The sequence below is a fragment of the Paenibacillus sp. Y859 genome, from assembly GCF_056786405.1.
Genome location: NZ_JBXCIZ010000002.1, coordinates 19,511 through 38,555, shown reverse-complemented (window position 1 = coordinate 38,555; position 19,045 = coordinate 19,511). Strand labels below are relative to the sequence as shown.

Annotated in this window: 14 protein-coding genes and 2 pseudogenes; 2 read left to right on the top strand and 14 right to left on the bottom strand. The window is 40.7% G+C overall.

What is annotated here, in order from left to right; translation table 11 throughout:
• Positions 1–515: 515 nt before the first annotated feature.
• Both AC1TO8_RS05085 and AC1TO8_RS05080 read right to left on the bottom strand, forming a co-directional pair.
• On the bottom strand, positions 516–1,508 hold the full coding sequence (locus AC1TO8_RS05085; RefSeq protein WP_482054540.1) for a nuclear transport factor 2 family protein: 993 nt from the start codon (positions 1,506–1,508) through the stop codon (positions 516–518).
• A 26-nt stretch (positions 1,509–1,534) separates the two neighbouring features.
• A pseudogene (locus AC1TO8_RS05080) lies at positions 1,535–1,684 on the bottom strand (NAD(P)H-dependent oxidoreductase); the annotation flags it as partial.
• 162 nt (positions 1,685–1,846) lie between these two features.
• Between AC1TO8_RS05080 and AC1TO8_RS05075 the strand changes: the two are divergent.
• Entirely contained in the window at positions 1,847–2,194 is a 348-nt protein-coding gene (locus AC1TO8_RS05075) for a winged helix-turn-helix transcriptional regulator (RefSeq protein WP_482054539.1), read from the top strand.
• Positions 2,195–2,628: 434 nt separating this feature from the next.
• Here the strand turns inward: AC1TO8_RS05075 and AC1TO8_RS05070 are convergent, their stop codons facing one another.
• From AC1TO8_RS05070 to AC1TO8_RS05025, 10 genes and pseudogenes are all read right to left on the bottom strand, one after another.
• A complete protein-coding gene (locus AC1TO8_RS05070; protein ID WP_482054538.1) occupies positions 2,629–2,970 on the bottom strand; it encodes a CD3324 family protein in 342 nt (113 codons plus the stop codon).
• Positions 2,971–3,255: 285 nt separating this feature from the next.
• A pseudogene (locus AC1TO8_RS05065) lies at positions 3,256–5,427 on the bottom strand (HelD family protein).
• A gap of 283 nt (positions 5,428–5,710) precedes the next feature.
• Positions 5,711–5,833 carry a hypothetical protein gene (locus tag AC1TO8_RS05060; RefSeq protein WP_482054537.1) on the bottom strand — a complete coding sequence of 41 codons (123 nt, stop codon included), beginning with the start codon at positions 5,831–5,833 and terminating at the stop codon, positions 5,711–5,713.
• Between the two features lie 286 nt (positions 5,834–6,119).
• Positions 6,120–6,875 (bottom strand): tRNA threonylcarbamoyladenosine dehydratase, encoded by a 756-nt coding sequence (locus AC1TO8_RS05055; RefSeq protein WP_482054536.1) that lies wholly within the window; start codon positions 6,873–6,875, stop codon positions 6,120–6,122.
• A 19-nt stretch (positions 6,876–6,894) separates the two neighbouring features.
• Entirely contained in the window at positions 6,895–8,673 is a 1,779-nt protein-coding gene (gene aspS, locus AC1TO8_RS05050) for an aspartate--tRNA ligase (RefSeq protein ID WP_482054535.1), read from the bottom strand.
• 227 nt (positions 8,674–8,900) lie between these two features.
• Positions 8,901–10,145 carry a histidine--tRNA ligase gene (hisS, locus tag AC1TO8_RS05045; protein ID WP_482054534.1) on the bottom strand — a complete coding sequence of 415 codons (1,245 nt, stop codon included), beginning with the start codon at positions 10,143–10,145 and terminating at the stop codon, positions 8,901–8,903.
• Between the two features lie 551 nt (positions 10,146–10,696).
• Entirely contained in the window at positions 10,697–11,140 is a 444-nt protein-coding gene (locus AC1TO8_RS05040; RefSeq protein ID WP_482054533.1) for a hypothetical protein, read from the bottom strand.
• Between the two features lie 171 nt (positions 11,141–11,311).
• Positions 11,312–11,476 (bottom strand): hypothetical protein, encoded by a 165-nt coding sequence (locus AC1TO8_RS05035; protein ID WP_482054532.1) that lies wholly within the window; start codon positions 11,474–11,476, stop codon positions 11,312–11,314.
• 74 nt (positions 11,477–11,550) lie between these two features.
• The gene (dtd, locus tag AC1TO8_RS05030) at positions 11,551–12,000 is read right to left on the bottom strand and encodes a D-aminoacyl-tRNA deacylase (protein ID WP_482054531.1); all 450 of its coding nucleotides are present in this window, start codon (positions 11,998–12,000) and stop codon (positions 11,551–11,553) included.
• Positions 12,001–12,036: 36 nt separating this feature from the next.
• A complete protein-coding gene (locus AC1TO8_RS05025) occupies positions 12,037–14,217 on the bottom strand; it encodes a RelA/SpoT family protein (RefSeq protein WP_482055216.1) in 2,181 nt (726 codons plus the stop codon).
• 290 nt (positions 14,218–14,507) lie between these two features.
• On the opposite strand from AC1TO8_RS05025, the gene uraA reads away from it, so the two are divergent.
• The gene (gene uraA / locus AC1TO8_RS05020) at positions 14,508–15,797 is read left to right on the top strand and encodes a uracil permease (RefSeq protein WP_482054530.1); all 1,290 of its coding nucleotides are present in this window, start codon (positions 14,508–14,510) and stop codon (positions 15,795–15,797) included.
• Positions 15,798–15,904: 107 nt separating this feature from the next.
• Here uraA and AC1TO8_RS05015 read toward each other — a convergent pair whose 3' ends face one another.
• Positions 15,905–16,423, bottom strand: coding sequence for an adenine phosphoribosyltransferase (locus AC1TO8_RS05015; protein ID WP_482055215.1), 519 nt, complete (start codon positions 16,421–16,423; stop codon positions 15,905–15,907).
• 108 nt (positions 16,424–16,531) lie between these two features.
• Complete coding sequence (gene recJ / locus AC1TO8_RS05010; protein WP_482054529.1) at positions 16,532–18,937, bottom strand: single-stranded-DNA-specific exonuclease RecJ; 2,406 nt, start codon at positions 18,935–18,937, stop codon at positions 16,532–16,534.
• Positions 18,938–19,045: the final 108 nt, after the last annotated feature.

The following is a 19,045-nucleotide window of genomic DNA, read 5'->3' as shown; positions in this document are numbered from 1 at the left end:
TATCTATGTACTCATTCATAATACTCGGGATACATTTCTCCTCCACAGCAAGTGTATACAATACAACTAAATCCAGTTTGGTGCTAGTATAAATAGTGGACAAAAAGTGATCATTTAATGAAGTCCAACAAATAGAAGTACAGAAAGAAGTATTGGGTAAATGCCCGCTCTATAGCCATGGGATTATTGAAGGGACTAAAGAGTACGATTGCGGTAAAAAGATTAATTAGCAAAAAAGGCAATATATTCGATGCTAACTCAAATTTTAGATCGGTGGCTATTAAAAATGTGTCTAGAATGTTACTTTTACTTCTTGGTCCATTCTTTTTTTCTGTCACAATAAATTACATCCTCATGCGCTTTTAACAAAACGATACGTATCGTATCACTTTTCAATTGTTATTCATTTCTTGTTTATTATACATCCGGCCCGTTCATCTATCCCCATAATCTTTACAAGGAATAGATAAACTAGATGCTCGAATAATTTATTTCTAAAGATTACTATCAAATGCTTAATAATTATCGATTGTCTTCGTAACAAGCTCAGTAAGTTCAGCATCGTCCATTAATGAACCATCCCAAACAACAGTCATGCCTGTAATTTTACCTTCATCATTTAATTCTAAAGCTGTGGTACCACGAGGTAATGATGAATTAGCATTTGCCCATTCATAACCGCCACCTTGGTCGCCTCCTACTACATAGCGAATGGTTGTATCAGCACCATATGGTAAATCCTGTGTTGCTTTTTTAAAGAAACGTGCAATCGCTGCTGGTCCTTTGATTTCTGTGCGTAACGTCATATCTTCAAATACGCCATCATATGCGAATAATGCAGCTGCTGCTTCATAGTCATTTGCTGATAATGCGTCATTTAATTGTTTTGAGAGATTTCGGATTTTTTCAGATGCATTTTGTTTGATATCTTCACCTAAATCAGCTTGGTATTGTTCTGCAGGTGTTTGAGTCTGTCTCAAGTAATCTTGTGACCAAGTGTTACCATCCCAATAGTCAGCCCAACGTGTAATTTTACCTTCATCGTTGAATGTAACGGATCCTATCAAACGAATTTCTTCGCCGAATAATTCAGGTGTATCTGTAAATAACACCATGGCGCTATTTTCGTCACCTATAATTTTTGTTGCGTAAGATTTTCCTTCACCCCAGTTTGGCATATACCCTTCAAACGTTGATTTTAATACGTCATATGTGAATGGCCAACCCAATGTCACATCGTAGTATTCCACACTTTTATCGAAGAATGACATAGCACCTTCAACATCTTGTGTGGACTTAATATTAAAGAATGAATTTAATGTAGCGACTACTTCATTAGAAGCATGCGTTTTATCTGCAATATCTGGAATCACCATTTCTACTTTTTCTTTATTAGTTTCTGCAGCTTTTGTATTTGTGTTTGTCTCAGTTGCTGCCCCTCCATTTGTACTTGAACAACCTGCCATAATAGCTACTGTTACGCCTAATATTACTAATCCTTTTTTCATTTCTAATACACCCCATGCTTTCTATTTTATTTTCCGAAATGTTTATTAATTGTATCTTCAACTTGCTTTAACATACCTTTATATGCTTCTTCATCCAGGTATCCAATATTTCCGAATAGTAAATGGTTCACAGGTTCAATTCCAGTAAAATTCCATATTCCAATGTCAGAAGTGATGTTTCATAATATGTTAGCTCCTTCTAATTAATTTTGATGATTAAATATGGCTTGATTATTAATCATAATCCTATAGTATAGTACTATGTTCATAATTATAAGTAGTAACTTTTTTAATACGTAGTCACAAAAATAGTACCATCAAGGAAGAGAGGGCTTTGTATGACACAAAGTAAGTTTCAAGGTGAATCTCCCATAGAAAAAATGAAAATTTGTCCAGTTACACATACTCAACTCATAATTTCGGGGAAATGGAAACTCCCCATTCTATGGCAGTTAAGTAAACAGACAAGAAGATTTAGTGATCTTCAAAGGTCATTACCTGGGGTTTCAAAGGGAATACTAACACGTCATTTGAGAGAATTGGAAGAAGATCAAATGGTTCATAGAGAAGTATATAAAGAAGTCCCTCCTAAAGTAGAGTACTCATTAACATCTACAGGGAAAAGTTTTATACCTATACTGGAAAGCATGAGCGAGTGGGGTGAAATTCATAAGAAGAGTATATAAAAAGGAAATGCGTCAACACATACTGAAAAAGCTAATTCCTATATTGTAGTAGGTCTTAGCCTTTTCTTCTTCACTTTAACTCATATATTTCAAACTTCCACCCAACTACCAAGTTCATAACAACGTCCTTGGTGAAAAAATGAATAATAGAAAAGATAAACCACCTCTGAGCTGAACTGCACCCCGATTGTTAGACACAACTAACATTCGGGGTGCAGTTCAGCTAGGGTGGTTTATCTTTTCATGCTGATTATCTTTCAAACAATACACGTATATTGCTTTGCGCACCGTGTAGGCCTTGCAAACAGCGGGTTAAGACATTAAACCGTTTCCTTAATGAAAAACTGCGAATAATAACGAAGCCAACACAGTTTATAGTGGTAGTAAGAATGAGTTATATAGTTCCATTATACGTAAATTCGAGATGGATTGAACTAACTCTTTACAGAAGATTTACCAAGCTCAATCCTCATTTTTACAATCACTTTACGTATACTATCTTCGGATAAATAATAAGCTTGCTGAAGATCCTCCACAGAGCGACCTTCTGAATATAATTGATATATTTCTTCATTCCGACTAGTAATCAGCTTCCGTGTTCCACTAAGTTCTCCCCAGCCTACACGCTGATTGTTCTTCTTCGGGACATATATTATTTCCCCCTGAATATACTTTTGAAGTTCTTTCAACAAATCAGGTGGAAGTACATCCCTGCCATTTTTGTAATTCGCGATAATCAATTGCCTCCTTAAACGATTGCTTTTGTCTTGCTCCATTTAAGTCTGTTTTACAAAAATTCATTGATTTCGCCTCCTTTTCGTTTATGTATTTTGAACTTCCTCTATTATACTCCACAGAACACTATTATGGCATTAAAAGTAATAAGGGAGACCGCTTGCAGCGGCCTCCCCCTACTACGGGTTTCCGCTTACGCGGAAACCACCTCGTATGCTTTGATCATTTCAATCAGCCTCCTTTCACGGCGTAATGGTCGGTCCGACACCCTTATTAACTCATATAATCAGGGGCACAACAAGTGAAAGAATAAGTATAACTATTCTTTATTCAGGCCAACCATGAACCGCAATATCCTCTTCCAAACTCTCTAAGTAATCAGGAATAGCTTCACCATGCAGAATCCATAGCTCATGCAGCGCACGCGTACATCCTACATACATCAGCTTAGCATCCCATGCCTGTGGACCATAATGGTCTACATCCGCATCGGCAACAATAACAGCATCAAATTCCAAACCTTTGGAGAGATATACTGGAAGTACAGAAAGCCCTCCTTGGTAAGCTTGCTTACTTCCGTCGATCAGATGGATATCCGATCCATTGCCAGCTAATTGTTCATGTAATTCTCTAGCCTCACGAAGGGTTCTCGTCAGAATGGCTACCGTTCGGTATTCTTTGGATGAGAGCCGTTGTAATGCTTCTTGCAAACTACTCAACCTTGCTTCGTCACCGTTGCCATAAGGAATCAACCGAACAGGATCTCCACTACGGAATACTGGAACAGCCATCAGATCACTTTGAACACCCTTCTCAAGAATACCATTTGCGAATTCGATAATCTCCATCGTTGAGCGATAGCTTCGAGTTAAGGCGAAGTAGGCTGTCTCATCTGGTTGGAACAACAAACTCATCTCTTCCCAATGATGAATACCCCGGTAAGCATGAATACCTTGTGATAGATCACCTAGAATCGTAAAGGAATGACCCCGCACAAACAAATCTAATACAGCTACTTGAAATGGGGAGAAATCTTGCGCCTCGTCAATAACGATATGATCAAATCGCTGCTCACTCGTATTGCTGTGAAGTAAATAGTGAATGTACAGAAGTGGTGATAGATCCTCTTCACGAATAATATCTTTCTTAAGATCTTGTTGCGTTGATTTCAGTACACTGGCAGGAATACCTTGTAAAAATTCCTCTGACCAACTGGATGGTGTCTTCAAGGTACGGAATAGTTGTTTATATAAAATCAAAGGCTCATACTTAGGCCATTTGGCTGCATAACTTTTCTCACGTAGTGTTGCCTTTTTCTTACGTTCTTTAAGCACCTTTTCAGATGGTGATTTCTTGAGTTCCATCTCCACCCAACGATGAATTCTCGCCATGACGCGTTCTTTGCGTTTGGCAAGGGGATAAGGCTTATATTCTTCATTATACCAATACAGAATCTTGTCGCGTGAACACACGGCACCTTCCCATGGGGAGAAGTCCCCTTCAGGGACGGACGAAGTCTCCAAAGACTCTATCAAGCTTGAGATCATCTTCATAAGTGTCAATGAGCCTTTAAATCGACCAGATACCTCATCATTTAATTCACGAGTTTCACCCGAATATTCGAACCAATAGTGGAGCGTCTCCGCAGCATCTGCAAGAGGTAAATTCAATTCAAGGACATTCATGGCCCAATCAGCAAATGTACTCTGTTGTATATCTCCCACACCTAATTCTGGTAACACATCCGATATATAATCCAAGAACATATGGTTCGGGGCAAAAATAATCATTTTGTCTGCCGTAACCTGCTCCTTATACTGATACAGCAAAAATGCCAACCTGTGTAAAGCCACAGTCGTCTTGCCGCTCCCCGCTACCCCTTGAATAATGAGCGCTGTGTTCTTGGCTGCACGAATGATTTGATCCTGCTCAGCCTGAATAGTTGATACGATATCGCGCAGACGATTATCTTTGTTCTCGCCAAGACGATAGACTAGAAACTCATCAGAGACAGCTGGTTGCTCATTCTCCCGATTATATGTATCCGCAACTCTCTCCAATATCTGCTTTCGGATAACAACGTTTCGTTTTAGATAGACAAGTCCCTCAATTCAACCCTCAGGTGCTTCATATGACGTAGAGTCCTCACCACCCGTGAATGAGTAAAAAAGACTCGCAACAGGCGCTCGCCAATCGATCACAAGTGGCTGTTCAGTAATAATTTCTCTATCCACACCTATCTTACCAATATACAGTGGTTTTCTTTCTTCATCCTGCGTAGCTTGGAAATCCAATCGTCCAAAATAGGGTTCATTAACGCTTTTGCCTAGTGCAATGCGTTTCTCTTCCCGTGCAGCCTCAAGGACTTGTTCAGTGAAATCATGTCCAGTATAGACATCAATACCTTGTAATCGCTTCAGCTGCCGATCAATTTCCGAGATTGAATCATTTAGCCTTTTCTCTTCCTCTTGATAGGCACTTTGAAAATCTTCTTCCATTTCAGTTACCTCCTAAAAGTTTTATGGAGCTTTGCTTCCTGTGTTACTTCGCAATAAAACTCGCTTCGAAAGCATTTACTTAGTTTTGTGGAGCAATACTTCCTGAATCTCTTCGCAATAAAACTCGCTTCGAAAGCATTTACTTAGTTTTGTGGAGCTTTGCTTCCTGTGTTACTTCGCAACAAAAGAAGCTAATTATAGCATACCGATAGTTCAGAAACCACAGTTGATTCCCTCAATCCCATTTCTTATCCTTCCTTAAGAAAAACGCCGATCAACGCCTTCACCATTGACTATTAGGTACATTAAATACATCTAAATTCAACCCAATCCCTCTGAAGCTAACATTAGTTGCATGGAGTACATCTAGATTACAGGAATCCTCACTTTTCAGCGTAATCGCCATTTTTAACTGTAGTTTTGACAACTATTTCTCCCTTTCTCTTCTTTTTTCGCTAATTAAATGCAGTTTATGCATCTATTCTAGTCTCACCTTCACTACCTTCATCACGAAGCATTGTTCATCACTCTAACATCTCCACTCTCTGCAAAAATGGATAGTCTTTTAAAAATCATAAAGGGTAGAGTGGACAATTCTCCAAAAAGCTTATACTTTCTACTATGTAAAAAAAGGCGTGAACACCGAAACTCGGTATCCACGCCAGAGCTCTTATGAAATTAGTTACTCTCGCTTATGTCGTAATCCCATTATTCGCAAGAAGATCACGAACCGCAACGCTGGACATAATCAATCCTACGACGGGAGGTACGAAGGCATTACTTGCCGGTGGCTGTTTAGCCTTCCGAATATTAGGAGCATTATCCGACACTATTTTCTGCGTAATATCTTCTCGGGGCTTAATCGGGTTCTCTGTCGAGAATACGACCGTCACACCCTTCTTAATGCCATCCTTACGAAGTTTAGTCCTGATCACTCGGGCGAGTGGATCTACTGTTGTTTTGGATATATCAGCTACTTGGAACCTTGTTGGATCCATCTTATTCGCTGCACCCATACTAGAAATGATCGGAATTTTCCTCTTCAGGCATTCTTTAATAATGTGGATTTTATATGAGATGGTGTCTGATGCATCCAGTACATAATCCATTTCGTACTTGAACAATTCCTCATACGTTTCATCCGTATAAAACATATTGAGTGCGATAGTCTCACAATCAGGGTTAATCAATTTAACACGTTCAACCATCAATTCCGTTTTTTCCCGACCAACAGTCGTTATTAGCGCATGGATTTGGCGGTTTACATTCGTAATGTCCACGACATCTTTATCAATCAATATGATTCTTCCAACACCCGTACGGGCAAGGGCCTCCACTGCAATCGCCCCTACCCCACCAATGCCGAGAACCGCTACTGTACTATTCTTCATAACTTCAAGACCTTCAGTACCAATCGCAAGTTCCGTACGTGAGAATTGATTCAGCATGGTGTAGAATCCCCCTCTACTATTTCTTGTCTTCGCCAGGCTTTTTCGCCAATTTAATATGAAGCTGTTCAAGCTGTACATTTTCAACTGGAGAAGGAGCATCCATTAACAAATCTGTTGCACTAGCTGTTTTTGGAAATGCAATCGTCTCACGAAGGTTAGTACGTCCAGCTAATAGCATGATAAGTCTATCTAGACCAAAAGCAATCCCACCATGCGGAGGTGTTCCGTACTCAAATGCATCAAGAAGATAACCAAATTTATCATAAGATTCTTCAGGAGATAGACCGAGTGCGTTGAACATTTTCTCCTGAATTTCACGTTTGAATATCCGCATCGAACCGCCACCAACTTCATAGCCATTCAGTACAATATCGTAAGCTTCCGCACGCATCTTCAGAGGATCTGTATCGAACAACTCCACATCTTCATCCTTTGGACGAGTGAACGGATGGTGTTCTGCTATATAGCGTTTTTGATCATCATCATAGCTAAGCAATGGGAAGTCCAATACCCAGACAAATTTGAATTCTTTGTCATTAATTAATCCCAGTTGACGACCAATTTTTAGACGCAATGCACCTAGAACATCTGCAACGACCTTGCTATTATCCGCTGAGAATAACAATAGGTCTCCCTCTTCAGCCCCAGTACGTTCTTTAATCGCTTCAATTTCTTGTTCCGTAAAGAATTTCACGATAGGCCCTTTAAATTCGCCTTCTTTGACTTGAACCCAAGCTAAGCCCTTCGCTCCATAACGACTAGCGTATACTCCTAGTTCATCGATATCTTTTCGACTCCAAGTACCGCATCCTTTAGCGTTAAGACATTTCACTTCTCCGCCTTTCTCTATGACAGAAGCGAATACCTTCACCCCGCTGGTTGCGACAATATCGTTCAACTCAACGAGTTCCAAACCAAAGCGCAAGTCTGGTTTATCGGAACCATACTTACTCATAGCTTCGGCATGACTAATACGTTGGAATGGTGTCGGTAATTGTACACCAACCGTTTCTTTAAAGAGACGAACCATCAATTTCTCCATCATTTCCAAAAGCGTATCTCGATCTAGGAAAGATGTCTCAATGTCGACTTGAGTGAATTCTGGTTGACGGTCTGAACGAAGATCTTCATCGCGGAAGCAGCGAGCGATTTGATAATAACGTTCTATTCCACCTACCATCAATAATTGTTTGTAGATTTGTGGAGATTGAGGAAGTGCAAAGAATTCTCCAGCATGTACCCGACTCGGTACCAAATAGTCACGTGCACCTTCTGGTGAACTCTTGGTCAAGATCGGAGTTTCTACATCCATAAATCCTTCTTCATCCAAGAAGTCACGGAATACTTTGGTTGCCTTTGAACGTAGCATAAGTGTCTGTTGCATCTCTGGTCTACGCAGATCCAAATAGCGATACTTCAGACGAAGTGATTCATCTACTTCAACACCATCTTCAATGAAGAATGGAGGTGTCTTCGCTGCATTCAACACATCAATTTCTGTAATTTGAACTTCAATTTGTCCTGTAGGGAGATTAGCATTAACTGTCTCCGCATCCCGCATCACAACTGTACCTGTGACGGATAGGACATATTCACTACGTACCTTATCAGCAATCGCTAATGCGTCACCGGAGAAAGCTGGACTAAATACAATCTGTACAATACCGCTACGATCACGGAAATCAATAAACATAACGCCGCCAAGATCACGACGAGTCTGCACCCAACCATTTAGGGTAACCGTTTCTCCGATCTGTGCTGTCGTTATTTTTCCACATTGATGTGTTCTACTCATGATTCATCATTCCCCTTTTATATAATTAGCCTTGTAGAGGTTGTTCAAAAAGTCATCTTTTGATCACGAAGTATATCAAGAAGCGTATTCGACATCGAAGATTGAATTCAGCCGGTCCTTCCGGTGCTCACGTAGGTACTGCCTACGCTCCGCTCCTCACTCCCTTGCTTCATCCAATCTTCTCGGTGCTGAAAAGTCAACTTTTTGAACACACACTTATAGGCGGTTTACACTAATTTCAGATGGAGCTCGTCCAATTTCACAGTCTGCTGTTCACCTGTCACCATAGACTTCAACGCTATTTCACCACGACCCAGCTCATCATCTCCAAGTATAGCCGTATAACGAGCCTTAAACCGATCGGAGGATTTCATTTGTGCTTTCATTTTACGTCCCAAATAGTCACGTTCTACTGAAAATCCGTGTTGACGAAGCTTGAATACTTGTTTCGTAATCTCTTTATCAGCTTCTTCACCTAAAGCAACGAAGTATACATCCAACGATTTCTGAACCTGAAGTTCAACCTGTTGCTTCTCAAGAATCAGTATGATGCGTTCTAGACCTATCCCAATACCAATCCCTGGTTGATCTGGACCGCCTATTCCACTGACAAGTCCGTTATAGCGCCCTCCGCCACCAATCGTATCGATAGCGCCAATGCCCTCTGCTTTGAATTCAAAGGCAGTATGCGTATAATAATCCAAGCCACGAACGAGTCGAGGGTTAATCACATATTCTACGTCCATTACATCCAAATGTTGCTTTACTTTCTCAAAATGTGTACTGCATTCTTCATCTAGACTTTCTAGTATGGAGGGTGCATCCTGAAATTTATCTTGATCAACCTTACAATCCAATACACGCATTGGATTACGATCTATCCGTGATTGGCAGTCTTTGCATAAACTGTCCTTCATCGGGTTGAGATAGGCAAGCAATAGCTCTCGGTAAGCGGTACGCGTCTCTGCTGTTCCTACAGAGTTGATCTCCACCTTCACACCTTGAAGCCCTAATTCTTTGCAAAATTGATAACCAAGCGAGATAACTTCTGCATCAATAGCCGGATCAGTGGCCCCAAAAGCTTCTACACCAAATTGATGAAACTGACGATACCGTCCTGCTTGAGGACGTTCATACCGGAACATAGGCCCGATATAATATAACTTGCATACATCAGGTTCACCATATAACTTATTCTCCACATAGGCTCTCACTACGCCTGCTGTCCCTTCTGGACGCAAAGTCATGCTACGGTCGCCCTTATCATTGAACGTATACATTTCCTTCTCAACAATGTCTGTTGTATCTCCAACACCACGTACAAACAAATCAGTCTGTTCAAAAAGCGGTGTGCGAATCTCGCGGTAATTAAACCGTCGACATAGATCTCTCGCCTTCTGTTCGACATATTGCCACTTCTCTACAACACCTGGTAATAAATCTTGTGTTCCTGTTGGTTTTTGAAAGGCCATTACAACTACCCCCTATTACATAATTAACCATTTTAAAATACAAAAAAATCTCCCGCCCTGTTCAAAAAGAACTAGGGACGAGAGATTATCATTAACATAATCACCCGTGGTACCACCCACATTATCGGATAACATCGCCATGTCATGATCCAAAAGATCATTCCATCGCTATCCGCTCATACGATTAACGCCCGTTCAGCGCAGTGTAGCTACTATAAATATACGAATCCTCCAGATCGAGTATTCCGCTTATTTCGCCAACTGTTCTCGAGGAAGTCATTCATCTGGTCAACAAGAGAATCCTTACAGCCAAGGGACTCTTCTCTGATCTTGTGAAGCTCAGATTACTTAATCCTGTCATTAAATCAATTTTCAACTATTTGTAGATTGTAATGAACTAGCGCGCTAAAGTCAATAGCTGACGTCATTTTACGACAGAAAAAAGACCTACAATCGATATCGTAGGTCCAAAATTATATTAAAAAAGGGGGTCATAGGTCTATTATAGTCAAGCTATGTTAAGAGAACATGAATACTACATTACGGTTATATTACATTTTTGGAAGCGCTTTAATATGTGCGTTATTTCGACGGAGTTTTTGAACAATTTCATCATAGTGTTCATCTTCAACCTTCGTAACAAGAACATAATTTAAGCCTTCATAATTATCCACATCGGTAAGATTCGTCAATCCCTCTCTTGGGTTGACATCTGACTCTGTTGACATATCTGATTGGGGATCATTCTCCATTACAATAGGAACAATATTATTTCCCGCTACACCGCCTGCTCCAGACATGCCGAGAGCTCCCACTGAAGTCGTATTATCTGAAGGACTAATAGCCACTAAAGGTGTTAGAAGATTAGTACTTCGGCCAATGGTATTCTCAAGCTTGCTAACTTCCAGGTTCTCAGTTTTATAGGCTAGAAGAGATGTTCTTGCACCTTCCGCTTGATCTTCCGTTTGAAAATAGGCTTGAATTTGTTTCGTCATGGGAAGTCCTCCTTTTTTCAGATCACAATCTTACATTACATTCTAGTGTCTAGTCTGTTATTACCCAAAAGTCATACTTTCATAACATCAGCAAGAAACAATCAAGAACTTTTCGCTATTCGCCAAAATGTAAAAAAGACAACTCTTCAAAGTTGTCCATTTCAGAATTATCTAATGTCTAGGAATCTGATTTCTCCACTGCCCTTTAGGGCTTACGAGCCCTAATGGAAATGACGTCGTATTCGCAGCACGATCATTGTGAATGATTTCAGCAATATGACCCATTGGGAGCAACGATAGTGCTTGGCAAGATGATTGTTTCGGTGAGTGACGCATGCTGTATAGTACTCCTTTGGTAAATAAGAGTGATCCTCAACTTCTACTCTCATCTTCCCCTGGGAAGTCCTATTCTATGCGTCTGACCTGCTTTCAATAATTAAAGTTACAGGTCCCCAATTCGTTAAAGAAACATCCATCATTTCGCCAAATTTACCTGTTTCAACTTGAAGTCCCTTAGCACTCAATTCTCGATTAAACAATTCATAAATTTCTTCAGCTACATCTGGCTTTGCTGCAGCCATAAAGTTCGGTCGCTTCCCATTACGACTATCCCCATAAAGTGTAAACTGAGATACTGATAATATCGCACCACCCGTATCTTTAACACTAAAATTCATTTTCCCTTGCTCATCTTCAAATATACGTAAACCGGATACCTTTTCTGCCAAATATTTAGCATCCTTCTCTGTGTCTCCATGAGTTACACCTACGAGAACCATCAGCCCGTGACTAATCTGTCCTACGATATGGCCATCAACTGCAACAGACGCGTCTTTGCAGCGCTGGATAACTACTTTCATAAGCTCTTACTCGCTCCCTTATCAACCATCTCGCGATTATTGGATAATTCGGTTAACTGTATATACATCCTTCACCCGTTTAATTCGTTCAACTACCGAATGAAGATGATCCGTGTTACGGATCAGAATAGTCATGTGCATCTGAGCCATTTTATTCTTATCAGAACGACCAGTAACAGCTGAAATATTAGTCTTTGTCTCAGATACTGCTTGTAGCACCTCATTCAATAGACCGTTGCGATCATGACCAGTGATCTCGATGTCGACGCTATAATTAGCTTCGGCCTGTTCTTCCCACTCAACTTCGATAACCCTTGCTGCTTCCTCCCCATCCATGTCTGTGGGAATATTCGGGCAATCGATGCGATGAATAGATACTCCTCTTCCGCGTGTCACATAACCGCTAATATCATCACCTGGAACAGGGTTACAGCATCGTGCGAACCGCACCAATAAGTTATCAATCCCTTTTACACGAACTCCATTCGTAGGGCGATTTCTTTTTTCTACCGTAGGGGCTTTAATCTCCTTGATTTCCAACGTCAATTCGATCAGATTTGCTTCTTCCTGTTCCTTGCGTAACTTCTCCGTCAACCGCGAACATATTTGAGATGCAGTTATACCACTATATCCTATAGCTGAGAGCATATCCTCCAAGTCATTGAAGGCGAACTTCTTAGCCACTTCCATTAATTTATCTTCAGTCATCCATTCTGAAGGCTCCAAAGCAAGACGCTTCAATTCACGCTCAACAGATTCGCGTCCCTTTATAACATTCTCTTCTCGTCTCTCCTTTTTAAACCACTGCTTAATCTTACTCCGAGCATGAGAAGATTGCGCAATCTTAAGCCAATCCTGACTAGGACCGTAAGAATGTTTAGATGTCATGATCTCAACAATATCTCCGGTCTTCAGTTTATGATCTAGAGGCACGATTCTACCGTTCACCTTAGAACCAATCGTCCGATTTCCAACTTCTGTATGAATTCGATACGCGTAATCTAACGGAACTGATCCTGAAGGTAGCTCTACAACTTCTCCTTTAGGCGTAAATACAAACACTAGATCCGAGAAGAAATCCATCTTAAGTGATTCAACGAACTCGGAGGCATCTTTAGCCTCGTGCTGAAGTTCAAGAATTTCACGGAAGAATGTTATCTTGTTATCGAAATTACCTGCCGCAGCTACACCTTCCTTATACGCCCAGTGAGCCGCAATACCAAATTCAGCAGTCCGATGCATTTCTAAAGTCCGAATTTGCACTTCCGTAGGCTCACCATTAGGACCGACTACGGTTGTATGCAACGATTGATACATATTAGCCTTAGGCATAGCGATATAATCTTTAAATCGTCCAGGCATAGGCTTCCATAAGGTGTGAATGATGCCTAATGTAGCATAGCAATCTTTAATATTGTCCACAATAATACGAATAGCTAACAAATCATAGATCTCATTAAATTGTTTGTTTCTTGTAGTCATTTTATTATAAACACTATAAATATGCTTAGGCCGACCCGAAAGATCACCATCAATACCCATTTCTTCTAATTTCTCTTTAATCTTTAAAATAACATTCTCAATAAACTCTTCCCGTTCGGCACGCTTCTTGTGAATTAGATTCGCAATACGATAATACTGCTGTGGATTTAAGTATCTTAGAGAAAGATCCTCCATCTCTCCTTTAATGGCAGAAATACCAAGCCGATCAGCGATTGGACAAAAGATCTCTAATGTTTCATAGGCAATTCGACGTTGACTCTCTTCCGATTGAAACTTCAACGTTCTCATATTATGAAGACGGTCAGCTAATTTAATGACGATGACACGTATATCCTGTGCCATGGCAATAAACATTTTGCGATAATTCTCATTCTGCTGCTCTTCCTTAGAACCGAACTTAATTCGTTCAAGCTTAGTAAGACCATCTACAAGCATTGCACAGGTATCGCCAAATTGGTTGCGAATCTCCGCCAAGGATACCGTTGTATCCTCAACGACATCATGTAGTAGTGCCGCAATAATGGATAGTGTATCCATCTGCATACTCACGACAATTTCTGCAACCGCTAACGGATGCAGAATATAAGGCTCGCCCGATTTACGTACCTGACCGTAGTGAGCCTGGTCCGCGAAATCGTATGCTTCACGAATGCGAATCAGATCATTTTCTTTTATATAGGCTTCAGCCTTTTCAAGTAATCTATCTATGCCCATTCTAGTCAATTCCGTTTCCCTTCTATATAAAATGGAACCCGCATCTTATATAAACTTGGCAGGTTCCCTCCGTGTGATTTTTTATTAATTATGACGCTTACGACGCAATACGTCAACACTTCATCCAATCACTGGTAAACCCTGACAATGAAAGGGCATTAACGACATAAAAGTAGTCTATTCAGTGTTTTTTACGAAAATGTTATTGTAATATTCAGCAAATCTATTTACTCTTAGTAAGATCCATTTGTACACCGTCACATTAATAAATAAAATAGGAGTGAGATTCTTTGCAAAGAGAAATTCAAGTCAATGAGAAATTACCTTTCGGCCCAGGCTTTCTACTTAGCCTACAACACTTGTTCGCGATGTTCGGTAGTACCGTATTAGTCCCCAATCTATTCGGTGTCGATCCTGGGATGATTCTACTTATGAATGGGATTGGCACATTATTTTACATTCTGATTTGTAAGGGTAGAATACCTGCTTATCTAGGCTCCAGCTTTGCATTTATAGGACCAGTACAATACGTGATAGTTCAACATCCAGGTAATGGATATTCCCTAGCGCTAGGTGCATTCATTATTACAGGGGTTATTTTCTGTCTCGTTGCGCTAATCGTAAAGTTTGCAGGTACAAGCTGGATTGATGTTGTGTTCCCTCCAGCGGTTATGGGAGCGATCGTTGCAACCATCGGACTTGAACTCGTTCCCGTTGCAGCACGAATGGCTGGACTTATCGCTCCTGAGAAAGCAGCTGCTACCTGGAGTCCAGATCCCACTACCATCATTATATCCATGACAACATTAGGAGTGACGGTTATCGGTGCGCTTATGTTCCGTGGATTTCCGAAGATTATACATATTCTAGTCGGAATTGTAACGGGTTATACACTGGCATACTTCATGGGTGAAGTGAATACAGAAGCGATTGCTGGGGCTAGCTTCTTCTCCGCCCCACAAATTACAACACCAAGCTGGAACTTATCCGTCATTCTAACGATCATTCCAGTATCCCTTGTTGTCATTGTTGAACATATTGGTCATTTACTTGTAACTAGCAGTATTGTTGGTAAAGATCTAAATAAAGACCCTGGTCTACACCGTTCACTATTGGGAAATGGAATTTCAACGATTTTCTCTGGATTTGTAGGTTCAACTCCTAATACAACTTATGGAGAGAATATAGGCGTCATGGCTCTTACGAAAGTATACTCCGTCTTCGTTATTGGTGGAGCTGCTATTATCGCTATTGTGCTATCCTTTTCTGGATCTTTCTCTTCTGTTATTTCTAATATTCCGCCTGCAGTTATGGGTGGCGTATCTCTACTCTTATTCGGTGTCATTGCAGCTTCAGGTCTTCGAATATTTGTAGAACGAAAGGTTGACTTCTCTAAAGCATCCAATATGATATTAGCTACTCTAGTACTCGTTATTGGTTTGAGCGGTGCAACACTCAGCTTCAGTGGTATAGAGCTCAAAGGTATGGCCCTTGCAACGATTGTCGGTATTGCACTTAGTCTGTTCATCAAAACAATTGATGTGCTTGGCTTATCGAATGAGAAAGAAGATAGTGCTTAACAAATATCCATAACATCCTAAGCATGAATAAAAGCCCTTTTCCTTATATACTGGAAGAGGGCTTTTTATCGTATTCATTTCACACTATTTCCCGGGAAACTTGTTACTTATGATTCATAGGATAGAAGTGAGAGTACTTCAACATCCGTTAACTTGTCTCGTCCATGTAAATGCTCCAACTCAATTAAGAAAGCAGCACCCACGACATCTCCACCCAGTTGTCGAACTAAGTTCACAGAAGCAGAGATGGTTCCTCCAGTAGCCAATAAGTCATCAGCAATCAGTACCTTCTGTCCCTTTTGAATAGCATCTGTATGCATCGCTAGAGAATCTTTACCGTACTCCAAATTATAGCCAGCCTCAATGGTCTCGTACGGTAGTTTACCACTTTTACGAATGGGTATAAAACCAACACCCAATGCGTAAGCAAGTGGTGCTCCAACGACGAACCCGCGTGCCTCTGGACCAGCAATAACGTCGATCTGAAGATGGGCAACAAGCTCCTTCAGTTCATCGATTGCCTTCTTGTACATCGGTCCATTCTGAAGTAGTGTCGTAATATCTTTAAAGCTAATCCCTTGTTCTGGAAAATCTGGAATGACGCGAATATAATCCTTCAAATTCAAATTCAAATTGGTATCCTCCTAAAAGTTTTTGAGCGTTACTACTTGATATACTTCGAGAAAACTCACTTCGGAAGCATAATCACAGTTTTTGAGCGTTACTACTTGATATTATGAACCCTCTCTTAAGAGGGATAGCATCCATTGCGTCAATTGTGCGGTATTCGTATCGAAAAGATTCTGCTCCATCTCTGCAAGAATAACTAATTCACGAAAATGTGCAGATTGATCAAGGCCCTTCTTCGAAGGGGTAGAGACAAGATTAATCATTCCATCGTTCCGCTCGATAAATGATAACTCTTCGAATACGTCCATCATCAAGGAGAGCATCCTTACCGACGTCGAAGATTGACGACTAATTTGACCTAATACATCCTTCTCCGGTAAGGGTTCAGACCCTATTCGAGACAACATGATATATAACTTTTTAAATAATTCCCTATCTGGAACTTGGAGCTTCTCTTTGACATCGCTCTTAACATCATATCCAACAAAGACATTATGCAATGACTTGAAATCGGCCAATATCATATGAAGCTGCCGCGGAGATCGGGGTGCATCCAAAACAAATAAAGTTGTTATATCATCCTTCCCCTCTTGAGATGCAACTAAATTAGTCGCGACAATTCCATCGACCTCATCATATACCCAAAGGGATAGTTCATTCAAATCATTTGTTACATCCTTGGTCGTCTCTTCTGCAAATATAGCTGCTATTTGAGTAGTTTGACCCCTTAGACGCGAATTCAAGAGTTGCAAATAAGTATTTATTACCCCTTGTGATCCTTTCAATCCACGTAAATCAAAAACTTGCGGCTCAGATATCATGATATCGTGAAGCATAAGTTGAAGTTTACGGGAACCATTCCACTCATTAATAGACAACTCTCCGATGACATCGATTGAAGCACCTATTGTCAATAGGTCAGCCAGATCACCTTGCCCGAAGGAAACAGCTTCCAACCTGCTATTTCCTTGCTGCATAGTTAGTCTAAGATGCTTCTGATCACGACCCATTTTACGAGTTTCCTGCAGTGTCACGTCTCTTATAATGAAGCGTGGTACCGGATTAGCCATTCCAAAAGGTTGTAACAACTCCAGTTCTTCGATCACTGAAATCGGTAAATCCGCCAGTTTCCATTCTCCATCGGCAACAGTAACAGGAATTAGATCTTCTGGCATTAAGATCGCCTTGGCATATTCATTAAGAGCATATTCAAATTGTTCTAACTGATCTACATGCAAGCTCATTCCAGCAGCTGCAGGATGCCCCCCATAATGATCCATTAAATGTTTACAAGAGGTTAGAGCCGCATGAATGTCGATAGCTGGAATAGATCGGGCTGAACCTTTACAAGTTCCACTATCTGCATCAATTCCGAGAATGATGACGGGGCGATAGTAACGTTCTAATATTTTGGAGGCTACAATGCCAACCACACCAACATTCCAACCATTACCTGCTAATACAATCACAGATGGTAGTCCGCGAGACTCTATTTTCCCTTCAAGTTGAGCTAAAGCTTCTTGAAGGATATCTTCAACAACGGTTTGTCTTTGTTTATTTAAGCCGTCTAATTCATGAGCTAAGCCTATAGCTACAGTGGAATCCTCCGTTGTCAATAAAGAAACCGCTCTTCCAGCATGATCAAGTCTACCACTCGCATTAATTCTCGGAGCCATTCCAAACGCAATATTCGTCGAGGTCAATGTCTCTTTGTCTATTCCACTTACTTCAAGCAAGGCTTGAAGTCCTGGAAAAGAAGATCTTCGCATTGAGGTGATCCCTGTTCGAACAAGAATGCGATTCTCACCTGTCAGCGGCATTAAATCGGCTACAGTACCTATCGCAACGAGTTCAGTCCACTCAATAGGTGGGTTGCCTAATAAAGCCTGACATAGCTTGTAGGCAACTCCAACGCCCGCTAATCCTTTATAAGGATATAGGCAGTTGGACAGCTTCGGATTAATTAGGGCATAGGCATCTGGCAATATATCCGGTGGTTCATGGTGATCCGTAACAATAACATCGATCCCAAGAGAATTCGCATAGGATATCTGATCCACAGCACTTATTCCTGTATCTACAGTGATGATTAGAGAGACACCTTGTTGATGAGCCCAGTCGATAGCATGATTATGAAGTCCATATCCTTCGTTAGAACGATGGGGAATATAAATATCAAACGATGCATTCATATGACGCATAAGATAAATCATCAAAGATGTGCTTGATACGCCATCTGCATCGTAATCACCATACACTAAAATATGTTCTTCACTTTCAACAGCATGAACAATTCTCGGTACCGCTTCCGTCATTCCTCGTAATAAAAAAGGATCATGTAAGTCATCCATGCTTCCTTGTATAAACATGTTAGCATCTTCGACAGTACATACCCCTCTAGTTATTAAAAGAGAGGCTATCAACGGAGATATAGACAATGCCTTGGCAAACTCCTCTGCCGTATTAGCATTGAATAGTTGTGACTGCCACTTATATTTCGAATGGAGCACGTCAATTCACCTTTCTTTCTCTTACCTTGTTCATATTCAAATTCATAAAATGCGTGTTCAAAAAGTCAGTTTTTCAGCACCGAGAAGATTGGATGAAGATAGGGAGTG

Bases quoted from the DNA above. Each gene is read 5' to 3' on its own strand.
- AC1TO8_RS05085 (WP_482054540.1), bottom strand. From the start codon at position 1,508: ATGAAAAAAGGATTAGTAATATTAGGCGTAACAGTAGCTATTATGGCA.
- AC1TO8_RS05075 (WP_482054539.1), top strand. From the start codon at position 1,847: ATGACACAAAGTAAGTTTCAAGGTGAATCTCCCATAGAAAAAATGAAA.
- AC1TO8_RS05070 (WP_482054538.1), bottom strand. From the start codon at position 2,970: ATGGAGCAAGACAAAAGCAATCGTTTAAGGAGGCAATTGATTATCGCG.
- AC1TO8_RS05060 (WP_482054537.1), bottom strand. From the start codon at position 5,833: ATGGCGATTACGCTGAAAAGTGAGGATTCCTGTAATCTAGATGTACTC.
- AC1TO8_RS05055 (WP_482054536.1), bottom strand. From the start codon at position 6,875: ATGCTGAATCAATTCTCACGTACGGAACTTGCGATTGGTACTGAAGGT.
- aspS (WP_482054535.1), bottom strand. From the start codon at position 8,673: ATGAGTAGAACACATCAATGTGGAAAAATAACGACAGCACAGATCGGA.
- hisS (WP_482054534.1), bottom strand. From the start codon at position 10,145: ATGGCCTTTCAAAAACCAACAGGAACACAAGATTTATTACCAGGTGTT.
- AC1TO8_RS05040 (WP_482054533.1), bottom strand. From the start codon at position 11,140: ATGACGAAACAAATTCAAGCCTATTTTCAAACGGAAGATCAAGCGGAA.
- AC1TO8_RS05035 (WP_482054532.1), bottom strand. From the start codon at position 11,476: ATGCGTCACTCACCGAAACAATCATCTTGCCAAGCACTATCGTTGCTC.
- dtd (WP_482054531.1), bottom strand. From the start codon at position 12,000: ATGAAAGTAGTTATCCAGCGCTGCAAAGACGCGTCTGTTGCAGTTGAT.
- AC1TO8_RS05025 (WP_482055216.1), bottom strand. From the start codon at position 14,217: ATGGGCATAGATAGATTACTTGAAAAGGCTGAAGCCTATATAAAAGAA.